General features: G+C 46.4%; 26 protein-coding genes. 2 read left to right on the top strand and 24 right to left on the bottom strand.

The features are described from left to right. Nucleotides 1-54 precede the first annotated feature (54 nt). The 20 genes from IRJ25_RS02925 to IRJ25_RS02830 form a co-directional block, all read right to left on the bottom strand. Nucleotides 55-483 (bottom strand): CBS domain-containing protein, encoded by a 429-nt coding sequence (locus IRJ25_RS02925; protein ID WP_074036155.1) that lies wholly within the window; start codon nt 481-483, stop codon nt 55-57. Nucleotides 484-737: 254 nt separating this feature from the next. Further along, nucleotides 738-1,541: an alpha/beta fold hydrolase gene (locus IRJ25_RS02920; RefSeq protein WP_251307394.1), complete on the bottom strand. Its 804-nt coding sequence runs from the start codon at nt 1,539-1,541 to the stop codon at nt 738-740. A gap of 75 nt (nt 1,542-1,616) precedes the next feature. Next, the gene (locus IRJ25_RS02915) at nt 1,617-2,729 is read right to left on the bottom strand and encodes a M14 family metallopeptidase (protein ID WP_269317762.1); all 1,113 of its coding nucleotides are present in this window, start codon (nt 2,727-2,729) and stop codon (nt 1,617-1,619) included. Between the two features lie 86 nt (nt 2,730-2,815). After that, entirely contained in the window at nt 2,816-3,214 is a 399-nt protein-coding gene (locus tag IRJ25_RS02910; RefSeq protein ID WP_269317761.1) for a hypothetical protein, read from the bottom strand. Nucleotides 3,215-3,327: 113 nt separating this feature from the next. After that, nucleotides 3,328-3,795 carry a flavodoxin family protein gene (locus tag IRJ25_RS02905; RefSeq protein ID WP_078147380.1) on the bottom strand — a complete coding sequence of 156 codons (468 nt, stop codon included), beginning with the start codon at nt 3,793-3,795 and terminating at the stop codon, nt 3,328-3,330. 56 nt (nt 3,796-3,851) lie between these two features. Then, entirely contained in the window at nt 3,852-4,292 is a 441-nt protein-coding gene (locus IRJ25_RS02900; protein WP_214815979.1) for a hypothetical protein, read from the bottom strand. Then, nucleotides 4,289-4,939, bottom strand: coding sequence for an SIMPL domain-containing protein (locus tag IRJ25_RS02895; protein ID WP_269317760.1), 651 nt, complete (start codon nt 4,937-4,939; stop codon nt 4,289-4,291). The genes IRJ25_RS02900 and IRJ25_RS02895 overlap by 4 nt, the downstream gene beginning before the upstream one ends. A 33-nt stretch (nt 4,940-4,972) precedes the next feature. Beyond that, a complete protein-coding gene (locus IRJ25_RS02890; RefSeq protein WP_269317759.1) occupies nt 4,973-5,716 on the bottom strand; it encodes a hypothetical protein in 744 nt (247 codons plus the stop codon). Further along, the gene (locus tag IRJ25_RS02885; RefSeq protein WP_269317758.1) at nt 5,713-6,255 is read right to left on the bottom strand and encodes an RNA polymerase sigma factor; all 543 of its coding nucleotides are present in this window, start codon (nt 6,253-6,255) and stop codon (nt 5,713-5,715) included. Before IRJ25_RS02885 ends, IRJ25_RS02890 begins: the two co-directional genes overlap by 4 nt. Before the next feature lie 116 nt (nt 6,256-6,371). Then, entirely contained in the window at nt 6,372-6,542 is a 171-nt protein-coding gene (locus tag IRJ25_RS02880) for a hypothetical protein (protein ID WP_159562700.1), read from the bottom strand. A 23-nt stretch (nt 6,543-6,565) separates the two neighbouring features. Next, complete coding sequence (locus IRJ25_RS02875; protein WP_214781811.1) at nt 6,566-7,102, bottom strand: DUF2812 domain-containing protein; 537 nt, start codon at nt 7,100-7,102, stop codon at nt 6,566-6,568. After that, nucleotides 7,099-7,422, bottom strand: coding sequence for a PadR family transcriptional regulator (locus IRJ25_RS02870; protein WP_196431056.1), 324 nt, complete (start codon nt 7,420-7,422; stop codon nt 7,099-7,101). The genes IRJ25_RS02875 and IRJ25_RS02870 overlap by 4 nt, the downstream gene beginning before the upstream one ends. A 233-nt stretch (nt 7,423-7,655) precedes the next feature. Then, nucleotides 7,656-10,226 carry an ABC transporter permease gene (locus IRJ25_RS02865; RefSeq protein ID WP_269317757.1) on the bottom strand — a complete coding sequence of 857 codons (2,571 nt, stop codon included), beginning with the start codon at nt 10,224-10,226 and terminating at the stop codon, nt 7,656-7,658. Beyond that, entirely contained in the window at nt 10,223-10,906 is a 684-nt protein-coding gene (locus tag IRJ25_RS02860) for an ABC transporter ATP-binding protein (protein WP_074033830.1), read from the bottom strand. Before IRJ25_RS02860 ends, IRJ25_RS02865 begins: the two co-directional genes overlap by 4 nt. 92 nt (nt 10,907-10,998) lie before the next feature. Beyond that, nucleotides 10,999-12,003 carry a sensor histidine kinase gene (locus IRJ25_RS02855; protein ID WP_269317756.1) on the bottom strand — a complete coding sequence of 335 codons (1,005 nt, stop codon included), beginning with the start codon at nt 12,001-12,003 and terminating at the stop codon, nt 10,999-11,001. A gap of 1 nt (nt 12,004) precedes the next feature. Next, nucleotides 12,005-12,685, bottom strand: coding sequence for a response regulator transcription factor (locus tag IRJ25_RS02850; protein ID WP_269317755.1), 681 nt, complete (start codon nt 12,683-12,685; stop codon nt 12,005-12,007). Nucleotides 12,686-12,805: 120 nt separating this feature from the next. Then, a complete protein-coding gene (locus IRJ25_RS02845; RefSeq protein WP_269317754.1) occupies nt 12,806-13,297 on the bottom strand; it encodes a hypothetical protein in 492 nt (163 codons plus the stop codon). A 33-nt stretch (nt 13,298-13,330) separates the two neighbouring features. Then, the gene (locus IRJ25_RS02840; protein WP_159562708.1) at nt 13,331-13,501 is read right to left on the bottom strand and encodes a hypothetical protein; all 171 of its coding nucleotides are present in this window, start codon (nt 13,499-13,501) and stop codon (nt 13,331-13,333) included. Nucleotides 13,502-13,622: 121 nt separating this feature from the next. After that, nucleotides 13,623-14,630 carry a tRNA dihydrouridine synthase gene (locus IRJ25_RS02835; RefSeq protein ID WP_441316658.1) on the bottom strand — a complete coding sequence of 336 codons (1,008 nt, stop codon included), beginning with the start codon at nt 14,628-14,630 and terminating at the stop codon, nt 13,623-13,625. 84 nt (nt 14,631-14,714) lie between these two features. Continuing rightward, nucleotides 14,715-15,329, bottom strand: coding sequence for a TetR/AcrR family transcriptional regulator (locus tag IRJ25_RS02830; RefSeq protein ID WP_159562710.1), 615 nt, complete (start codon nt 15,327-15,329; stop codon nt 14,715-14,717). Between the two features lie 201 nt (nt 15,330-15,530). Between IRJ25_RS02830 and IRJ25_RS02825 the strand changes: the two genes are divergently transcribed. Continuing rightward, entirely contained in the window at nt 15,531-16,475 is a 945-nt protein-coding gene (locus IRJ25_RS02825) for a DUF5692 family protein (RefSeq protein WP_269317753.1), read from the top strand. Nucleotides 16,476-16,507: 32 nt separating this feature from the next. Here IRJ25_RS02825 and IRJ25_RS02820 read toward each other — a convergent pair whose 3' ends face one another. Beyond that, a complete protein-coding gene (locus tag IRJ25_RS02820; protein ID WP_214690596.1) occupies nt 16,508-17,377 on the bottom strand; it encodes a PhzF family phenazine biosynthesis protein in 870 nt (289 codons plus the stop codon). 93 nt (nt 17,378-17,470) lie between these two features. Between IRJ25_RS02820 and IRJ25_RS02815 the strand changes: the two genes are divergently transcribed. After that, on the top strand, nt 17,471-17,998 hold the full coding sequence (locus IRJ25_RS02815) for an AAA family ATPase (RefSeq protein ID WP_269317752.1): 528 nt from the start codon (nt 17,471-17,473) through the stop codon (nt 17,996-17,998). Here IRJ25_RS02815 and IRJ25_RS02810 read toward each other — a convergent pair. The 3 genes from IRJ25_RS02810 to IRJ25_RS02800 are packed head-to-tail and all read right to left on the bottom strand — an operon-like array spanning nt 17,990 to nt 19,038. After that, entirely contained in the window at nt 17,990-18,430 is a 441-nt protein-coding gene (locus IRJ25_RS02810) for a hypothetical protein (protein WP_214781827.1), read from the bottom strand. The genes IRJ25_RS02815 and IRJ25_RS02810 overlap by 9 nt on opposite strands. Further along, a complete protein-coding gene (locus IRJ25_RS02805; RefSeq protein ID WP_269317751.1) occupies nt 18,431-18,820 on the bottom strand; it encodes a hypothetical protein in 390 nt (129 codons plus the stop codon). Then, a complete protein-coding gene (locus IRJ25_RS02800; RefSeq protein WP_214781831.1) occupies nt 18,820-19,038 on the bottom strand; it encodes a hypothetical protein in 219 nt (72 codons plus the stop codon). Before IRJ25_RS02800 ends, IRJ25_RS02805 begins: the two co-directional genes overlap by 1 nt. Between the last annotated feature and the right edge of the window lies 1 nt (nt 19,039).

The raw sequence follows: 19,039 nt of genomic DNA, 5'->3' as shown, positions 1-19,039 counted from the left end.
TTTGTATTCATACATACAAAAACCAACCTGATTTTTTCAGATTGGTTTACTGTCTTAGTTCACTTTATCTTCCAATTGTTTCAACTTTGTCGAGTAATACTCGATGATGTCACGGCGTCGGATGATGCCGATGAAATACTTTCCATCATCGACGACCGGCACGAAGTTTTGGTCCGTGATCGCATCGACGAGCTCTTCAATTTGTGCCGTAATCGAGACCGGCTTATAGCGAACACGTTGCTTGATGTCTTTTAGACGTGTCCGGAGCACTTTTTCATAGTCTTCTTCCCCGCGAAGCTGTTCTGCGAGTGCCCAGAGTAAATCCCCCTCTGTCATCGTCCCGGCGTAAAATCCGTTCTCCGAAACGAGTGGGACAGACGTGAATCGATGATGCTTCATCTTTTCAAGTGCTTGTCGTACCGTTGATTCGGGGTCCAAATATTTGACGTCTTCTTTCGGATATAAAAAGAAAGCGATATTCATTTAAATCTCTCCTCAATCTGTTAATCCACCCCGCTATTGTACCATGAATGGTAGGACAGGTTGAACTAAATCCATGTTCTAATCTGGTTTTATCCCCCTTTCTCCAAAACAACACAAAAAAACATCGTGACTCTAGTCACAGCGATGTTTCAGTCATTCAAAAAATGGAAGGGAACTCCAATTGAATTATACCCGTTTTCGTTGGTTCTTACCCTTATCGACATACAAAAAGCCCCCGATTCGGAGGCCATCGATTATTGAACAAACTGCAACAACGTATCGTTAAATTTCTCTCGTTCATCCAACACCGTACCGTGTCCACTCTCTTCAAAGCGCTCGATTCGCGCGTTCGAGATGCCTTGCTCCATCTGCTCGGCGAATGCGAAAGGACAGATCTTGTCATGTACTCCATGGATGATCAACGTCTCGACATCAATTTTTGGCAGGGCATCTCGTAAATCTTCGTCACGTAACGCCTGTGCCGAGGCAATCGTCCCATGGCTCGACGCGACGAGCGCGAGATGGTGGAACCAGTTTTGCATCGGTTTCGAATGTTCTTTCTCGAAGAAGATTTCTCCGAACCCTTCGAGCATCTTCGGTCGGTCGGCCCGTGTATCGTCAATCAACGCGTCGACATCGTCCGTTGTCATTCCATATGGATAATCTGCACGCTGTGTGAAGATTGGTGCCGCGGCTCCGGCCAAGACCAATTTGTTGAGTCCATCCTCTTTATAGTCGGCTGCGTAGCGAACTGCAATCGCCCCACCCATTGAAAAACCGACGAGCGTGAAGTTTTTTAAGCCAAGTCCATAGACGACCATATGCACATCAGACGCCATTGTCTCATAGTCATAACCTGTCGCTGGGGCATCAGATTTCCCGTATCCTCTGAAATCAATGCCGATGTAGCGATATCCCGCTTCGACAAGCGCATTCTTCTGATACTCGAACATATTGTTGTTTGCTGGCCAGCCGTGCAAGAAGACAATCGGTTCCCCAGACCCGACATCCTCTACGTATAGATTTGTACCGTCATGTGCTGTAATATATCCCATCATCCAACCTCCACAGTCATTATTTAGCGAAAACACTCACAACCTCATTATTCCCTATTCCGACTTCGAGAAACCCTCTTATGTGTCGCGCCAGAGCGCTTCACCTTTTAGATAACCTTCAACGGCTTTCGCTCCTTCTCGTAAAACAGCTTCTCGCCAATCCGCGTTTTCCGGATAGAACATCGCCATGAATTCGTTTTGAATACTGTTTCGTGCCTCAGGGTCCTTTGTCCCTTCAAAGTACAGCCGGTTCTCTAAAATAATCGTTAAAAATTCACGGATGGATGCTTTTGTCGACGTCCCAAACGTACCGAATTCAAATAAGGCAGAAACGAGACCCTTGTCCGGGTATTCCGTATCGCGCACGTAGTAAAAATGATTCGTCGAATCTCCGAGTACCTCGTCCGGGTCATACACGTTGACGTTGTCTAGACCGTACGCTTGTTTTAACTCATCTTCCGTGCGACCGTCCCGTTTGCTGATGACCATCGTCACCTCGTTCGTCGGTCCGAGTGCGGTATGCCAATCGAGATGGACGACTTTTCCATAGCGCTCAAGTAAATCATGTTGAATCCCTTTTAAAAAGATGACAGACGGTTCGTCTTCTTCTCCCCCGTAATACACCCCTTTCGGGAATTGATATTGCCCCATCCCTTTTGCACCACTCATCGCTTTGAAGCCATCAAGCTTAATTCCAGAGCCGAGAAATGAATAGATCTGTTCACGTGCCTCATGATAGTCGTCAATTACTCCGTCCGGTACGAAGAGATGGCGCATCAGCTCATATTCACGGTTCACGTTATACGGGACCGCTTCACGATCAATGACGTAATTTCGGTTCAAATCGACATTGTGTTCATTGACACGTCGAAAGTGTTTCATCCCCCATGGATTGACAGCATGGATGAGACAAATTCCCGTCGTCTCATGACGGACATGCGCGAGTTGTGTTTGAACGAATTGATGGGTCACCGCGGCGCCCGCATACCCTTCAATTCCATGTTCCCCGATTGTCATGAGAATCATCGCTTTTCGTTCTCGTTTCGGCTCCCCTAAAATGACGTCGATATTCTCGTCCCCGATCGAGTGTGTCAACAACTCCGCTTTCGGATAAAATCGCTTCACTTCAGACAGTAAATTCAAGAACTTCTCTCGCGACTCTTCGTAAGATGATGAAAAATACTGGCTCATCGCACTCTCCTCCAATCTCTCTTCTCTCTATCCTTTCCCATCCTGAGGCAATCTAAAAACGCCTCCTTTGAGAGGAAACATTTCAATCAAGGGGTGCGGATTCGTTTCGAATGTTGACGTCGGAATGCCATCATATAAAAGATCGGCCCAATTAAGACGGCACCGAACAACCAGTAGAGCCCCGCATTCGCATACAGTCCTTCGAAAGAACGGAACACCCAAGCGAGAATGGTGAAGGCGACCATCAACTCGACGGTCCACAATAGCCCACGACGAACCGCTAGGAAGACCGTTTTCGTTTTTTGGAAGAAGGCTGCGACGAACGCAATCAAGAATGCAGGAAAACTCGAGAGCCACAACATTCGATTCAGCGAACTTTCAGCAAAGTACGAGTTGCCGAGAGACACGGTGATCAGAAAATGCATCAAGAGGACAAGCACGACGACAATCCAACCGACCAATACATCCCGTTCCATTTTTTTCATCACAACCAGCTTCCTCTCTGAAGAGTTGAATACTATATATTTACCCGTTTTTCATTTCTTCTCGTCCGCTTCAAGAAAAAAACGCACTCTGTTCTCAGAATGCGTTCCGTGTATTATCCGACCAACTCCCGCGCCCATGCTTTCGCGCGTTCGAGTTCGCCTTCCTTCAACATCTCCGTCGTCCCATCGACGAGGAACGACTCTTTCTGGACATCCGTCGCCCCTTTTTCAATCATTTCCCCTTCGACTCGATTGACGGCATGACCGAACCAATCGATGATTTTACCAAGAATCGGATTCTGTTTCTCTTTGACGACACTCGTGTCAAAGGCAGCCGTCCGTTTCCCTCGTAACGCATTGTCCGAGATGCCATCCAAAAACACTTTGATGTCTTCCGTTTCGTATCCCCCATGTGTCGGTGAGCCGATGATGACCAGGTCGACATGTGCCAAGTCGCCTAATCCAATATTCAATACGTGTTCCATACGTGTCTCATGGTCTTTCGACAGCTCTTGCTGCATCGCATGAGCAATCTTTTCAGTATGACCATATAGTGAGTCAAAAATAATCAAGATGTTCATGATAAATCCCCCTTTACCGAACCTCTCTTTATTCCCGTTCCCATTTCCACGTTCGTTCATGCTTCTTTTTGGTACAGCGAACTTCGCTTGAAGAACGACCAACTTATCATGATGATGCCCATCCCGAGCAGCAAATAGCCGAAGAAGGTGATAAAATCACGTGAATGATACGGTGCTTCGAATCGATACTCCGCTCGCTTCCACTCCGAACCGTCCTCGACCGCAATGACGTCTTCCACAGACTCCCCGTCGACTTCACGGTACACCGTCCCAATCGGATATTCGTTCGAGGCATTTCCGTAATACCGTCCCGTCTCGTCGTTGACCGTCGTTTCCACTTCACCGATCACGTCACCGAGTGCACCCTCCTCGATCGTTGTGTCGAGCACTTCATATGCGTTTCGGTCGAACACGACAAATATATATGCGTAGGAAAGAGCGGATACAGGTAACGCAATCGAAAGTGAAAGGAGAATCAAAAGAGTCAGTCGCCTCATTTTAAACTCCAGATGAACGTCGCCGAATCACTGACGTCAATATCATCCGGTTCGAGTTCAGGCATCCGTGATTCCGAATAGACGACGTCCTGACTATAGAGGACGTTTGTAGGCGAGAACAGGTGAATCTCTCCCCATGTGTAGTCAATTTGAAGCAAGTCTCCGAGTTCGGCGCCTGCTCCTTTTGCAAGAAGCTCTGCTCGTTTTTTCGCATTCTCCGCGGCACTCACCAATAGCTGATCCTCGATCGCATTCGGGTCTTTCATCGTAAAGCGAATGGAGAGTTTCGGATTTGCCCGAGATTGACTGATTTGTTCGATGACGTCCGATAGTTTAGACGTATCGAGCGCAAATTCGAGCTTCGTCTTCTGTTTACAGACATATCCGACAAACCGCGACCGATAATTCTCATCTCCATCACGATAGCTCTCGTATTCCGTATCAATCGAAAAGTCACTCGTTTTGAGGTCCGTCTTGTCAAACCCTGCACGCGTGATGGCTTTTTGAAGATGGGACACCGCACTTGCCGCCTCAGTCATCGTATCTTCGTACCGTGGTGCTTTCGAGACGAGGTCCATGTGAATCACAATCAAATCCGGTCGAGATGAGACGTTCCCCGTCCCTTTTACGGTAATCTTTCGTTCCATATCCATTTCCCCCTTATCGATTTGAGTTCTCCATTATTCTGAAAATCGCGTCATCATCCAGTCCTCTACTTCATCGAGTGAGTCCACACCTTGCAAGGAGGGATAAGCATCCCGCTCGAACAAGAGTCCGTTCGGCGTATCTAAAAACAGATAGCGTTCCCCATCCGGAAAACCGTAATCAGCAATATCTTTCAATCGGAGCGTGGCATCATTTTGTTCCCAGACAAACTCGTCATTATATGGAATCGGCATGAAAATTCCTTCCATGCCCTGTTTCACGTGCGAGATAACAGATGCATCTGTTGTCTGTCCGGTTTCCTTGATGGCATCAGCACGAACAATCAAATCTCGCCCGATTTGCACATCCCCTCGATACACATTAGATACGTGTATCGTGATAAGTGACTGATATTCGGTCTCTCCATTGAAATCAATCTCGATATGTCGAATGTCCGTGACCGTTCCTCTGACCACGACCGGATTCCATTTCGAAAAGAGTTCATCCTCGGTCATGTCCATCATATTTTCCTCGGAAATATCTGATGTCACTTTTGATTGGTCGACAATGTGAACGGAATTCGCAGTGGAATCCGTAGATAATGGGATGCGTTCGTTCCAGACATTCGATGTGAAGAGCATGAATCCCGCAGCGACAGCGATGAGGAGTCCTGCTCCCCATTTCAGTCGTTGATAAGGTTTTCGCTCTATCATCATCGATTCCTCTATGTACCGGTCATCGACTTCCCCGAGTAGTCGAAGGATCTGCTCACTTTTCATACGCGAACTCCTTCTGCTTCAAGCGCTCGCTGTAACGCATCCCGCGTGCGCTTCAAGGTCATTTTGACATGGCTCTCACCGAGCTGATGTGTCGTTGCAATTTCTTGAATCGAGTGTAAATAGAAATAACGTTGCATGAACATCACCCTTGTCAGTCGAGGTAGGTCTGCTAGAAATTCATTCAACACGTCGACGAAGTCTTCGTCTTTCATCGATTCCGTAAGGACATGTTCTAGTTCTTCATAGACGAGCGGTACTTCCCCACCACCACGTTTTTTTGCATGATTCTTCTTATAACGCTGTAGTGCGAGATTTCGCACGATCTTCGTCAAATACGCTCCGAGTCGAAGCGGACGTGTCGGCGGGATCGACTCCCACGCTTTCATATATAAATCGTTCAAACACTCCTCTGTGTCTTCGCGATTCTGTAGAATATTATAAGAAACACGATGACAATAGCTTCCGTATTTCTTCTTCGTAGCGACAATCGCATACTCCGATCGTTCCCAGTACCAATCGATGATGACCTGGTCATCCATCCAGTTACCCCCTTCGTAATAACCCCTCTATAACTATAGACCCCAATCTCATATCATCCGTCACAATCTATCAAAAAAAACCTCGTCATCGAGACGAGGAATGTTATCCTGATTCATCATTGCTTCCAAATCGATACGACAAGCCCGCCAATGTAGCCAATCATCGCCCCGCTCGCAATCCCATATGTCAATTGAATATGGAAGAAGAACGAGAGGATTACACCGAGTGTCGTCCCCGCAATCAACCCAAAACAAATGATACAATCTTTCCATTCTGGTGAATCCATCTTGCTCCTCCTAACCTATGCGCTCAATCTGACGACTTCATCTCTCCAATCGCTTTGAGACCTTTTAGTGTCCTAACTTTCCGAGTATGATGTTGGACCGCATAAGCCAACATCGCGACGACAGCTATGTTCAATAGGATGGTCCACTGCGCATATGGATTGGAAAGATTCGCTACCACCACAACAAAATTGGCGAGTCCCACTGCTCCATACAGTTGGATGATTCGTTTCTCCCGCTGAATCATCGAATCAAAATCCGAATACAATTGGAACGGTCCGTCACTCGTTCGTTTTCGTAAAAAGATCCACCGATACGACGTATCGACCACTTCGACTCCAACTTCATCTAAGAATTCCATATACGCCTTCGACTCGGGGTGAGAAGGTAAGTTGGACAACAATTCGATTCGGTAGGTGAACGTCCCAGGTTCAACTTGTTTGAACACATATCGCATCAAACGAAAGGATTCGAGCGCCCAACCGGTTTGAGCCATCTCATTGAGCCACTTCTCTTCCTTCTCATAATCAACAAATATGCGATAGACCGTTTTCGTCTTCATGTATCCAACTCCTTCGTCCATTCATGTCCGTGCTGCACCAGTTCTTCTAGTCGCCTTAATTCCGACCGAAGTGCCTCTCGACCAGTTGCCGTGATTTCATACTCTTTCTTCCTCCCCGTACCTTCGAGCGCCCGAATCCAACCTCTCTCTACTAGACTACTGAGGGCGCCGTATAACGTACCTGGCGCGAGTTGGACCCGCCCATTGCTCAATTCTTGAACGAATTGCATCATCCCATACCCATGCCTCGGGACTTGCAGAGATAATAATATATAATAAACCGCCTCGGTTAATGCGCCTGTACTTGACTGTTGTGTCACGTATCCCGCTCCTTTGTATCGTTCTTCGTTATATCGTCATCCGATATATCAAAAATATCCTATTTTTGGTTAATTAACAAGAGCTGTGACATAATATTTTTATTTTGGTCGTTCTTCGTATCGTTTTGGTAATCGTGTTTTGTTTGTCTTGACATCATAAAAAAGGGACTCAATATGTACTGAGCCCCTTGTTTTGTACTTCATGGTTTGTCATGAATTTTTCAATAATCTACTTAATCATTTTCTTGTTTCAATCGGTCGATAATGTTATCTTTCTTTATTTTTGAAACGGAATATAGCATCGAGGCACCCACAATCATGAAAATCATGATGACGACAAACAAAATGCTATTCCACGGCAAGGTAAACGGAGCATCAAACGTATTGATTTGCGCTCGATAGATGAGGTACATGATGAGAAGACTGATGGGAATCCCATACGCAAGGGCTTTCACCCCATAAAAAATGCTTTCATAGTACACCATCTTATTGAATCCTTTCGGAGTCATCCCAACCGAACGAAGCATCGCAAACTCACGACGACGAAGTGAGACGCTCGTTGAAATCGTATTAAAAATGTTCGCAATCGAGATTAGCGAAATTAGCACGATAAACCCGTACACAAATATTGATAAAAGTAACAACATCTGTTCTTGTTGTTCCCGTTGTTCCGATACGTTAAAGACATACAAATCCAAATTCTGTTCCGCTTCAATCACTTGTTGTGTGTCCTCAGGGTCATCTGTATTCAACGCGATTGACGGACTCGATTGTTTCATCAAATCCCCGATTGCGTCTTCTTCAAACGTCCCTTCTCGTACTATCACATCTAGCCATCCAAGAGAACCTGTCATCACACCGGTCGGGGCGATATCTGTCATTGCGCCAACTTGAATCGTTTTAAGCGGTGCCGCGTCGCCCGTTGCATTCTCGTCCCTCAATTCAAACGTATCACCGATTTCTGTTTCGACCGTCTCTGAAGTGATGAATTTTTTCTGATCCATGTCTTGATACGAGATCTCATCAATCAAGACGGCTCCTGGTACGTCCCCGTCTTCAAAACGACTGACAGGCGCTCCGATTTGTTTCAAGTACGCATTGAAACTTTCATCATCTAATTGATAGAGGGATACGTAGTACATAAATTTTCCGTCAACGATCGTTGATGCCAAATTCTCGTTCTTGGTAATCGCACTCGGTAATTGAGATTTGCTGACTATCGTTTGGACCGTTGCATTTTCAAAATATGTTCCGTTCGTCACATGATCTAACGATTCATAACGTCGTAAATCATTTTGATCAAGCGTTGAACCATTCACAAGAATATCGAAATCATAGTCTGCTTGAGACATGTCAAGGGACTGTTCGAGACGATCAGTGAAGTAACTGACCACTAAAAACAGGACGATACTGATGACGAGCGAGAAGACGGTAACCAGATACCGTTTACGGTTGCGCTTCGTATTCTTCAACCCAATCTCTGCTTCTAAACCGAAAAGACGACGAACTAGTTTTGACGTCTTCACTTGTTTTGACGTCAATCGTACATCTTGCGTTTGACGAATGGCGTCAATCGCAGAAATCTTTGAGGCTCGACGCGCCGGAAGATAGCAGGAAATGAAAATGGTTACGCTCGAAATGAAGAGAGTTAATAGTAAAGTAATCGGTGTGACGACAACTTCAAACTTCTCCGTCACGTTTAACGCTTTTTCGGCAAATGCATTGATGAATAGGAATGTGAACGCAATACCCGTAATCCCCGCCAGGATACCGAGTGGAATGCTAATCCCCCCAATGACCATCCCTTCAAAATAGACCGAGTTCCGCTTTTGTCGCTTCGTAGCCCCGACACTTGCCAACATTCCGAGGTAACGAGAACGCTCCGACACACTGATGGCGAATGCGTTATAGATTAGAGAAATCGAACCGATCACAATGACCGCCATGATGATTCCACCAAATCCATATAGCGTTTTACGCAAGCCATCGTCATTTGTCACTCCATAATAACGAAGCAACGAGGAATTGTAGGCGACACGTTCTATGTTCTGTTCGGTCATCAACTGTTTCGCTTCCGAATAAATCGAGTTGTCTACATCGTTCAAGGCGACGAACGTATCGACTCTTGCTCCATTCAATTCTTGATCATCGATGAATCCGACGACTGTATACCCTGGCGACCAAGTCGGTTCCCAGTCAGGTCGAGCCATCGTTCCAACAACCGTCAATGTCACCGTATCCTCAACGTTTAATTGTTCGAGAATCGTCTCATCTTCTCGGATCAAACCATCATTTTGTGTCAACACGTGACCTGATGACGGATCAATCCGCTCTCCAATCTCAAGTGTCAATTCATCACCGATGTTATAGGTGACGAGGGCATTTTGGCGAATCCCTTCTGAAATGACGACTTCGCCTTCTTTTTCCGGTAGACGCCCCTCAGTCAAGTCAATTGGAAAACTCTTCAATCCGGATGTGTTATAGTTTCGAACATATAAGTATGGTTTGTAAGCATTTTGTGACTCTTCTAGTTGAGCATAACCATCATTTGAAAGGATGACAGCCTTCGTGTTCGCATCATCCCCAATAGCTTCGACTTGCTTTTCGTTTGTATCTAGATACTGAACATGCCATTCTCCGTTATCTGCGATGTCTTGACGAATCATCAAATCCAAAAAAGAAGAGCCGAGCGTTGTGACAGCTGTAATCATCGATACAGAGATGATGACTCCGATGATTGTAACAAGCGAGCGTCGTTTGTTCTCGCGCAAATGCCGAAGTGTCATTTTATTGATGATGTTCATGCGCGGACGACCTCATTCTTCGCAATCTTGCCATCTTCAATCGAAATGATACGATCCGCCTGTAAGGCAATCCGTTCGTCATGGGTAATGATGATGAGCGTTTGATTGAATTTCTTATTGAACAGTTTTAACAGGCTCATGATTTCTTCACTATTTTGACTATCCAAGTTTCCTGTCGGCTCGTCGGCTAAGATAATAGCTGGATTACTAATCAGTGCCCGACCGATGGAAACGCGCTGCTGTTGCCCTCCCGATAATTGATTTGGTAAATGGGTCAATCGGTTTGACAAGCCCAAGATACCGATGATGCGTTCCAAGTGCGCGATATCCACTTTTTGTTCATCTAATAGCATCGGTAACGTGATGTTCTCTTCGACCGTTAAAATCGGAATCAAGTTATAAAACTGATAAATCAAACCGATTTGTCGACGACGGAAAATGGCAAGCTGCGTCTCGTCCAATGCATAAATGTCTGTTTGATCAATCAACACCTGTCCACTCGTCGGCACATCGACACCACCAAGTAAATGCAACAATGTCGATTTCCCCGAACCCGAAGGCCCGACGATACAGACAAATTCACCTTTCTTCACCGTGAACGAGACGTCATCGAGCGCTCTGACCTCCATCTCGTCCTTGCCGTATACTTTCGATAAGTTTTGCACTTCTAATATGTTCATGTTTGCACCCTCCAGTACTTGATCTACTTCGAGTGTACCGAGTGAGTGTGACTCGTCTGTGACTCGAAAGTGACGATTTCGTCACTTAGCGGTCAGACAACTGCTTTATAGAAGCGAATATGAAAATCCGTTCCGACCCCAGGTTCGCTTCGAACAGTCAACTCACCTTCCTGGCTCATAATGATACTGTGTGCCATGGCAAGCCCAATCCCGACACTTTCTTCGCTCGCATTCACACCTTTATAAAACCGTTGGAAAATGTACGGGAGGTCTTGTTTTGCGACGCCAATCCCCGTGTCACGAATCACAATTTCTGTATACAGCGTATTTTCACTAAACTCGATGAATACATCGCCCTGTTCAGGCGTATGCTCCACGCAATTTTTTAAGATGTTGATGAGTGCCTCCGTCGTCCACTTCAAATCACCCTCGAATGTAACATCTTTTTCGCCTTGAACATGGAGTCGTTGCATTTTAATATCAATCGGTACGAGCATCGGTTCCGCTACGGCTTCAATGAGCGCAGGGACAGATACCAATTCGCGCTTGAAATGTATTGTCCCGGCATCAATTTTTGATAGTTTGAGAAGAGAAGACAAGAGCCACTCCATTCGTTCAAGTTGTACTTGTACGTTATGGGTGAATTCTTGACGCTTTTCCTCGGATAGACGAGGGTCACTGAGGAGATCCGCCATGACGGTCATCGAGGTGAGCGGTGTCTTCAATTGATGGGAGATATCGGAGATGGCATCCGTTAACTTCTGTTTATCTTCTTCAAGATGCGCGCCTTGTTCAGATAGCATTTTCGTCACTTTGTAGAGTTGGCTCTTTAACAAACTGAGCTCCCCTTCGCGATTATCACGGACATCCAATGTATAGTTGCCATTACTGATTTCTTGAAGATATCCAGAGAGCTGCTCGATTTCTCGATAACGCCATGCCGTGAAACGATACGTAACGCCGAAAAGTATGATTGCTAATAGGACGACCAGAACGGCCGTCTCTATGGACATGAATAAGACGGCAATACCTACAGCTATTCCAATAAAAAATAGACAAGTGAACAAGTATATTCTTATTTCTTGGTTTCGCAACATATTAACGCCCCACCTTGTATCCGATTCCACGCACCGTCGTAATAAGCATCGGGTGTTGTGGATCATCCTCTAGTTTCTCGCGGAGTCGCTTAATATAAACGGTCAACGTATTATCGTTCACGAATTCCCCACCCACATCCCAAATCTGATCGAGTAGTTGGGTCCGTGACAACACTTGCCCTGTATGCCTCCCAAAGATGAGCAACAAACGATACTCGAGCGCTGTCAACAAAATTTCGTCCCCATTCTTTTTTACTTTTGCATCTTGCGTATTGATTTCAACTGGACCAATCGTCAACAGAGGCGAGCGTACGTTTTTATTGTATCGACGAAGTACCGAGTGAATTCGTGAAACGAGTTCTCGGACACGGAACGGTTTCGTGATGTAGTCGTCCGCTCCCATATCGAGTCCCATCACCACATTCACTTCATCATCGAATGCCGTCAGAAAGATGACAGGGATGTCTTGTTGTTGCTTCACGAGCCGACATAAGTCATACCCACTCCCATCTGGCAGTGACAAATCAAAGAGGCATAAATCAATTGTATGTAACTGTTGTTCAATCATAAGCGTCGCGTCAGCCACGTTTTGGCATAACGTTGTTCTAAATTGTTCTTGTTCGAGTGAATATTGGAGACCGGAGGCTATCGTCCGGTCGTCTTCTACGATTAGAATATGCATGGTATTCCCTCCTGACTCTTCTCCCCATAATATAGCAGTCTTTATTCAAGTGAGGTGAGAAATCAAAAATCCCTAACGAGAAATCTCGTCAGGGAGGACAATACGTTATTTGCACGCGGATTAGGATGTTGTAACTCGAAGGCACTCCGGTCGTACGAATCCGACTTCGCCTAAGAATCGTAATGCATCTATCGTCAACTCGTCGAGCTTGATGGATTGAACTTTCGGCTCGGTCTGTTCATCGACCCACACTTTCCAAATCTCGACTTCCTCCGCCGTCTTCAAATGGTCGGTTATATACTCGACGAGCTGTTCGGCTCTCGCATCGGAATAACGCCAACACAACTCTACTACGTGCGGTTTTGAAGAATAAGCCTCGACGTTCTCCACGGCATAATAGAGACTATGTTTAATCTCAATCTCGTCAAGTTGCTCTTCCGACTCGACGTTCATCAAAATCTTTTCATCACGGTCGAGGTCCTCGACGTCTGTCAGAATGTCAGGCAACACGAAGCCTTTTTGGATGGCCTCGTTGATAGATAAGAACTCACCATATGGATTTTCGACTTCTTTTAGTGGGTGATCGCTCACAATAAATTGGAATTCACTCATGTAAAAGCCCCCTCTTGTTTTAGTAATGGGTCGCTATCGTTTGATCGCACGAATGGATATGAAAAGACCAATCACATATCCGATGATTGAACCGATGACAATACCGTATATAAACGGAAAATCAACTAATAAAGAGATGACGATTCCGCTAACCGTGCCAAATACAAGTCCTAGCCCGACTGCTGATTCGCGCCATTCGCTCATCTTCACCCCTCCTCTTCTTTCCACTCATTACATACGAATCAGCCAGATTAAACGTTTCATCGTCATCTACTATTTTTCATATAAAAAAGGGACTCAGTATTCACTGACCCCCTTCAAAAAACTATTCGACTGTCGAGACCGCCTCAGCGAGTGCTGCCTCTTCTTCATGATATTTCTCGACAAAGGCATCGAGTAACGCTCGTACCTCATCCGTCGATTTCGTTTCCATCAAGTTATGGCGTAGCTCGCTCGCCCCACGGAATCCTTTGACATAAATCTTGAAGAAACGGTGCAAGTTCGAAATCGAACGCGGCACGTCTTCTTGGAATTTATCCTGAAGGTCCAATTGCAGACGCAATAGATCAAGGTGTTCTTCCATCGAGTGTTCGCGTGGCTCTTTCTCGAACGCGAACGGGTTCTTGAAAATCCCGCGACCGATCATGACACCATCGACCCCGTATTTCTCAACGAGCTCGAGTCCCATTTGACGGTCGAGGATGTCCCCGTTGATGGTGATGAGCGTATCCGGGGCGATCTCGTCCCGCAACTTCACGATGTCCGGGATCATTTCCCAGTGCGCGTCGACTTTACTCATCTCATTGCGCGTGCGCAAGTGAATCGACAAGTTGGCGATGTCTTGTTTCAAGAGATGCGTCAACCAGTCACGCCACTCATCGAGCTTCGCGAAACCTAGACGCGTTTTGACGCTGACAGGGAGACCACCGGCTTTTGCTGCTTGAATGAGCTCAGCTGCAACTTCCGGACGGAGAATAAGACCGCTCCCCTTCCCACGTTTCGCCACGTTCGGGACCGGGCAACCCATATTGATATCGAGTCCTTTATAGCCCATCTCGGCCATCCCGATACTCATTTGACGGAAATATTCCGGATTGTCTCCCCAGATGTGGGCGACCATCGGCTGTTCGTCCTCAGTGAACGTCAAACGACCACGGAGGCTACCTTTTCCTTCCGGATGGCAATAGCTGTCCGAGTTCGCGAATTCTGTGAAGAAGACGTCCGGGCGTCCCGCGTGGGCGACGACATGACGGAAGACGACATCGGTCACATCTTCCATCGGGGCAAGTATAAAGAACGGACGCGGAAGGTCGCGCCAAAAGTTTTCTTTCATCGTAAAATCAGTTCCTTTCATCCATACAGTCCAACAAAATCACTCATCTATTCTATTATGTCCGTCGGATTGTATCAACTGACATTACTCATGATCCGTTTCTTTCGAGCGAATGAGTTGAAAAAAGTGCGGGAATCCTTCGGTCAATAAGTAATGAAGCACACGATTCGTGTATTCCGGTTCAATCGTTCCCGTGCGAAGTAGCGTCTGGAGCACCATCCCGTCAATCCCGGCCATCGTCCATGTCGCGACCGCCCGAGTCATCGGCCCTTGCTCGACTCCGTAAGCCCGTACAAAGATTGCCTCAATCCGTGTAATCCAATCTTCATATTTCTCTTTGAACTTTTGTTCGATGTCCTCATTGCCAATCATCGCTTCGTGGGCGAGATAAAATTGAAGTCGGCTCTCCGCATCTTTTTGAAGGCGTTCCTGCATACCTTCATAGATTTCCTGGATAATCACCGCCGCTTCCTTTCGATCGTCATGGGAGACGGTCTCAATGCGTTTGACCTCACCGAGCCCCTCGTCCATCACGTCATATAGAATCGCCTCTTTGGACGTGTAGTAATGATAAATCGCACCCGTACTGAATCCGGCCCGCTCCGCAATCCCTCGGAGCGTCGTGCCTTTGATGCCCTGTTCGACGATGATTTCACGCGCAGCTTGTAAGATTTTCAACTTTCCTTCGTTCATCATCATCTCGCACCCTCCTCTGTTTTCAACGCTCATTATACCATAATGATGTGGCAAACTTTCGACACTTCCATGTGAGCTCCCACCTCCTATTGACAGCGTTTACAATAGTTTGTTACACTTTTCACATAAACATAACGAACGTTCGGTATGTTTAGTCACTGCATTTATTTCTGTTTATCTCATTTTCGAAAGGAGTGTCATGTTATGTTTTTCTTCGAATCAATGCCTTGGTATAACGTCGTCATGTGGTTCGTCGTCCTTGGACTGCTGATGGGGTTTAACGAGTTCGTCCGTTCTGGTAAACGGGCGAGCCAACTTATGTTCATGGCGTTACCGATCGCACTGACTCCAATCTGGTTGTTTGTCGTCGATTCGGAAATCACGTCGTGGTTCCATTGGTTGAAGGTGTATTCGGCACTCGCCGGCTCGCTCATCTACATGGTCATCCGCTTCACGAACTACCATAAGAAACATCCTTGGTATTTAGTACTCGTCCCGGCCATTCTTGCCATCAATATCATGGAGGCCGTTATACGGGAGTTTCAAGTCGGCTTCATGGGATTTGATGGGGTCGTCGACGGTATGAATTACATCTCCGGTGGGTGGAACTACGTCAACGCCTTCGCCGGAATTTTGAACATCCTCACCATTTGTGGCTGGTTCGGTATCTTTGCGACGTCCGGTAAGCGAGTCGATATGATTTGGCCGGACCAGACGAAATTGTGGATCATCGCATATGGGATTTGGAACATCTCCTACGTCTATTCGTGTGCACCAGGTAACGCATTTTATTCCGGATTTGCGTTGAACATTGCCGCAACCATCCCTGCTCTCCTTTGGGCGAAAGGAACATGGATGCAGAACCGTGCCCAAACGCTCTCGATTTGGATGATGTGGGTCATGACCTTCCCTTACTTCTTTGCGGTCGGCAGTACGTTCAATGTGAGCGTCTCTTATAATCCGGCAGCGAACTGGACGCTCGCCCTCATCAGTCTCGCCCTCAACGTCGTGCTCGCCGTCATGCAGGTTTCACGTATTATGAAACGACGTCTCAATCCGTTGAAAGACGAGATGTGGACCGATACTGAAGAATACAAACGAGTCGATGCGTTACGAGAAACAGAATCACCTAATCCTAAGACAGCATGAAAAAGACGAGCCGCGGCTCGTCTTTTGAGTTCCTAGAAATCAAGATGTTGTACGCTCAGAGTAGTCGCCTTTCCTCCAACCGTGACGTGTGAGATTTCTTCTCCTGCTACAGTTAGTTCTACCAAAATTTCTGACGGAAGTTTCATTCCATATCCTTGCTCCATGACAAGCGTAGACGACTTCTTCAAAACAAGAGATTGCTCGAACAGATAACAAGCCAGCGCACCGTTCGACGTTCCAGTGGCAGATTCTTCATCGATTCCATATAGTGGCGCAAAATTTCGTGTATGGGCGATGCCATCCTCCATCGTTTCAAGAGTGAAAAGATGGTACCCAACCACGTCAGATTGTCGACTGATTTCCTTCACTTTTTCGAAGTCCGGTTGAATAGACAATAGTTCAGTAAGCGATTTGATAGGAATCAGGATATCCCGGAGTCCAGTGAAACCGATCAGAATCGGAAAACGATCATCTAATACCTCAAGCGGAACCTTAAGTGAATCAGCAATTTCTTGATGATTTGTCACGGGTAAAAATTCTGGGAGTCGCTGCTGCATCATAATAGTCAAATCGTTTCGGATCTCGACCTCTAACACACCAGCTCTCGTCTCTTGTGTAAATCGTCCACTCCCAAGTAGACCTTGTTCTTTCAATACATGAAACGTTGCAATCGTTGCATGACCACAGAGGTCGACTTCCTCTTCAGGTGTGAAAAAACGGACGCGGACATCCGCATGATGCGATTGACTCACGAAGGCAGTCTCACTGTAACCGACCTTCTTCGCAATCTGTTTCATTTCTAATTCGGTTAAGGCATCTGCATGTAATACGACCCCAGCCGCATTCCCTCCTTCTCCATCTTTTGAAAAAGCATGGACAACATATACATCAATCGATAACATGTTTCAATCTCCTTTAGTCAATCTATAGGATTCTGCAAACTCAACTATACGTTATAATTGCAAGACGACATGATGAAAAATGGGGGGACTTTGATGATTATATGGATTAACGGCGCATTCGGTTCGGGCAAGACAACCTGTGCCAAGCTACTTGAGAAACAGTTGCCGAATGCGTTTCTCTACGACCCGGAACAAGTCGGCATTTTCATTCGGAACCAATTGCCAAAAAGCCTTCAACAGCCCGATTTTCAGCACCATCTGGAATGGCGGGAATTCAACTATCGGATGTTGTCGAAGATTGCCACGTCCTTCGATGGGGTCATCCTTGTTCCCATGACATTGGTGGACGCAACGTATGTAGACGAAATCATCGGTCGGCTTCAGCGGGACGGGATCGACGTACGTCATTTGATCCTCGAAGCGCATCGACAGACGCTCGTGAAACGATTGAATAAACGTTTCGAATGGTTCAACTCTTGGGGGAAAGCGCAGATTGTTCGCTGCCAGTCCGCATTTCAATCTGAAATCCATGCAGAAAAAATTGTAACAGATCACCTATCAAAACAAGATGTTGCGCGAGCGGTCGCCGATCATGTCGGTCTCACACTTGCCTCAAAATGATTCAGATTCATACATCGCTTCGGACGGCTCGTCTTCCCATCGGATGACGAGCTCACTTGAATGGGATAGACTCAGCTCCACCGCCTCACACATCGTATCGGTCAACCACATGCAGCGGAACAATAGTTGCCGATATCCGTACAGTTCATCGATGATTTCGAAGCGCCCCATTTTAACAAACTGACCCAATTGTTCGATCGGACATACCGAATAAGACGATTCACCGAAGCGGACGAGCGACGAAGAATCCCGGTCTATGTTCGAGATTGTCACGACGGCACGTCCCGTCCATACCGCTTCTTTCTTGAACAAGTCACGGATGCCATCCGCAAAAACGAGACGGATTGTCGAACCCATAAAAGTCGCTTCCGTGATGACCGCGTCATGCAGGGAAAGCGGGACGTTACGAGTTCGAATCGTATATTGCTTCATTCAATCCCTCCTTTTTTGAAACACATAATTCTCAACTGACTTCGTATACATTAAACCTTTCATCGTCTTCTTCACTTCGGCTACATCGACGTCTTTCCCTTTCGGCAATCGGAAATAATCGTCGAGCCCTGTCTGAATAAGTTCATTTGTACTTCCCATGACCCCAATCAGCTCGAACGTTTTATCGAATTGCGCCAACGTCGCATCTCCATGGCTATCGTTACAGAGCAAGATGCCACGCGGCTTCAAATATTGTTTCGTCGCCTGACCGACAAACCCCGCATATTGCGAGATGATCAAGTCAACGGGTTCGATGTCGAGCGGCTGCGTATAGTCCTGACCAAAAAATTCAATCGTACACGGCTCATCATATTCCTTTCGTTGATCCATCAGCTCCTGTACCGTTTCAATTTGCTTGAAGAAACGAATTGTCCCTTTGAAACTGTCGACATAGATGACATGAGGGAAGGGGCGACGTCAACGTGACTCCCTGGATAGAGCGCCTGCTTTACGTCAAAAGTATCAGCAATCGTTTCATACACTTGTTTTCGGTCCCCGATTTTTTGTGCATACGTGTCATACATTTTTGTCACTTGTTCAAGATTCACC

The organism is Exiguobacterium sp. KJ 601, from assembly GCF_027161185.1.
Classification (GTDB): Bacteria; Bacillota; Bacilli; order Exiguobacteriales; family Exiguobacteriaceae; genus Exiguobacterium; species Exiguobacterium profundum.
The sequence above is the reverse complement of the archived record's forward strand: the minus strand, read 5'-3'. Positions and strand labels throughout refer to the sequence as shown.

Excerpts from the sequence above, each read along its gene's own strand:
- IRJ25_RS02840 (WP_159562708.1), bottom strand. The coding sequence starts at position 13,501 with ATGAGCGAATGGCGCGAATCAGCAGTCGGGCTAGGACTTGTATTTGGC.
- IRJ25_RS02900 (WP_214815979.1), bottom strand. The coding sequence starts at position 4,292 with ATGAGGCGACTGACTCTTTTGATTCTCCTTTCACTTTCGATTGCGTTA.
- IRJ25_RS02860 (WP_074033830.1), bottom strand. The coding sequence starts at position 10,906 with ATGAACATATTAGAAGTGCAAAACTTATCGAAAGTATACGGCAAGGAC.
- IRJ25_RS02890 (WP_269317759.1), bottom strand. The coding sequence starts at position 5,716 with ATGAAAAGTGAGCAGATCCTTCGACTACTCGGGGAAGTCGATGACCGG.
- IRJ25_RS02830 (WP_159562710.1), bottom strand. The coding sequence starts at position 15,329 with ATGATGATGAACGAAGGAAAGTTGAAAATCTTACAAGCTGCGCGTGAA.
- IRJ25_RS02825 (WP_269317753.1), top strand. The coding sequence starts at position 15,531 with ATGTTTTTCTTCGAATCAATGCCTTGGTATAACGTCGTCATGTGGTTC.
- IRJ25_RS02915 (WP_269317762.1), bottom strand. The coding sequence starts at position 2,729 with ATGAGCCAGTATTTTTCATCATCTTACGAAGAGTCGCGAGAGAAGTTC.
- IRJ25_RS02925 (WP_074036155.1), bottom strand. The coding sequence starts at position 483 with ATGAATATCGCTTTCTTTTTATATCCGAAAGAAGACGTCAAATATTTG.
- IRJ25_RS02845 (WP_269317754.1), bottom strand. The coding sequence starts at position 13,297 with ATGAGTGAATTCCAATTTATTGTGAGCGATCACCCACTAAAAGAAGTC.
- IRJ25_RS02920 (WP_251307394.1), bottom strand. The coding sequence starts at position 1,541 with ATGATGGGATATATTACAGCACATGACGGTACAAATCTATACGTAGAG.
- IRJ25_RS02865 (WP_269317757.1), bottom strand. The coding sequence starts at position 10,226 with ATGAACATCATCAATAAAATGACACTTCGGCATTTGCGCGAGAACAAA.
- IRJ25_RS02820 (WP_214690596.1), bottom strand. The coding sequence starts at position 17,377 with ATGTTATCGATTGATGTATATGTTGTCCATGCTTTTTCAAAAGATGGA.
- IRJ25_RS02805 (WP_269317751.1), bottom strand. The coding sequence starts at position 18,820 with ATGGATCAACGAAAGGAATATGATGAGCCGTGTACGATTGAATTTTTT.
- IRJ25_RS02885 (WP_269317758.1), bottom strand. The coding sequence starts at position 6,255 with ATGGATGACCAGGTCATCATCGATTGGTACTGGGAACGATCGGAGTAT.
- IRJ25_RS02835 (WP_441316658.1), bottom strand. The coding sequence starts at position 14,630 with ATGAAAGAAAACTTTTGGCGCGACCTTCCGCGTCCGTTCTTTATACTT.
- IRJ25_RS02910 (WP_269317761.1), bottom strand. The coding sequence starts at position 3,214 with ATGAAAAAAATGGAACGGGATGTATTGGTCGGTTGGATTGTCGTCGTG.
- IRJ25_RS02810 (WP_214781827.1), bottom strand. The coding sequence starts at position 18,430 with ATGAAGCAATATACGATTCGAACTCGTAACGTCCCGCTTTCCCTGCAT.
- IRJ25_RS02855 (WP_269317756.1), bottom strand. The coding sequence starts at position 12,003 with ATGTTGCGAAACCAAGAAATAAGAATATACTTGTTCACTTGTCTATTT.
- IRJ25_RS02905 (WP_078147380.1), bottom strand. The coding sequence starts at position 3,795 with ATGAACATCTTGATTATTTTTGACTCACTATATGGTCATACTGAAAAG.
- IRJ25_RS02850 (WP_269317755.1), bottom strand. The coding sequence starts at position 12,685 with ATGCATATTCTAATCGTAGAAGACGACCGGACGATAGCCTCCGGTCTC.
- IRJ25_RS02815 (WP_269317752.1), top strand. The coding sequence starts at position 17,471 with ATGATTATATGGATTAACGGCGCATTCGGTTCGGGCAAGACAACCTGT.
- IRJ25_RS02895 (WP_269317760.1), bottom strand. The coding sequence starts at position 4,939 with ATGGAACGAAAGATTACCGTAAAAGGGACGGGGAACGTCTCATCTCGA.
- IRJ25_RS02880 (WP_159562700.1), bottom strand. The coding sequence starts at position 6,542 with ATGGATTCACCAGAATGGAAAGATTGTATCATTTGTTTTGGGTTGATT.
- IRJ25_RS02875 (WP_214781811.1), bottom strand. The coding sequence starts at position 7,102 with ATGAAGACGAAAACGGTCTATCGCATATTTGTTGATTATGAGAAGGAA.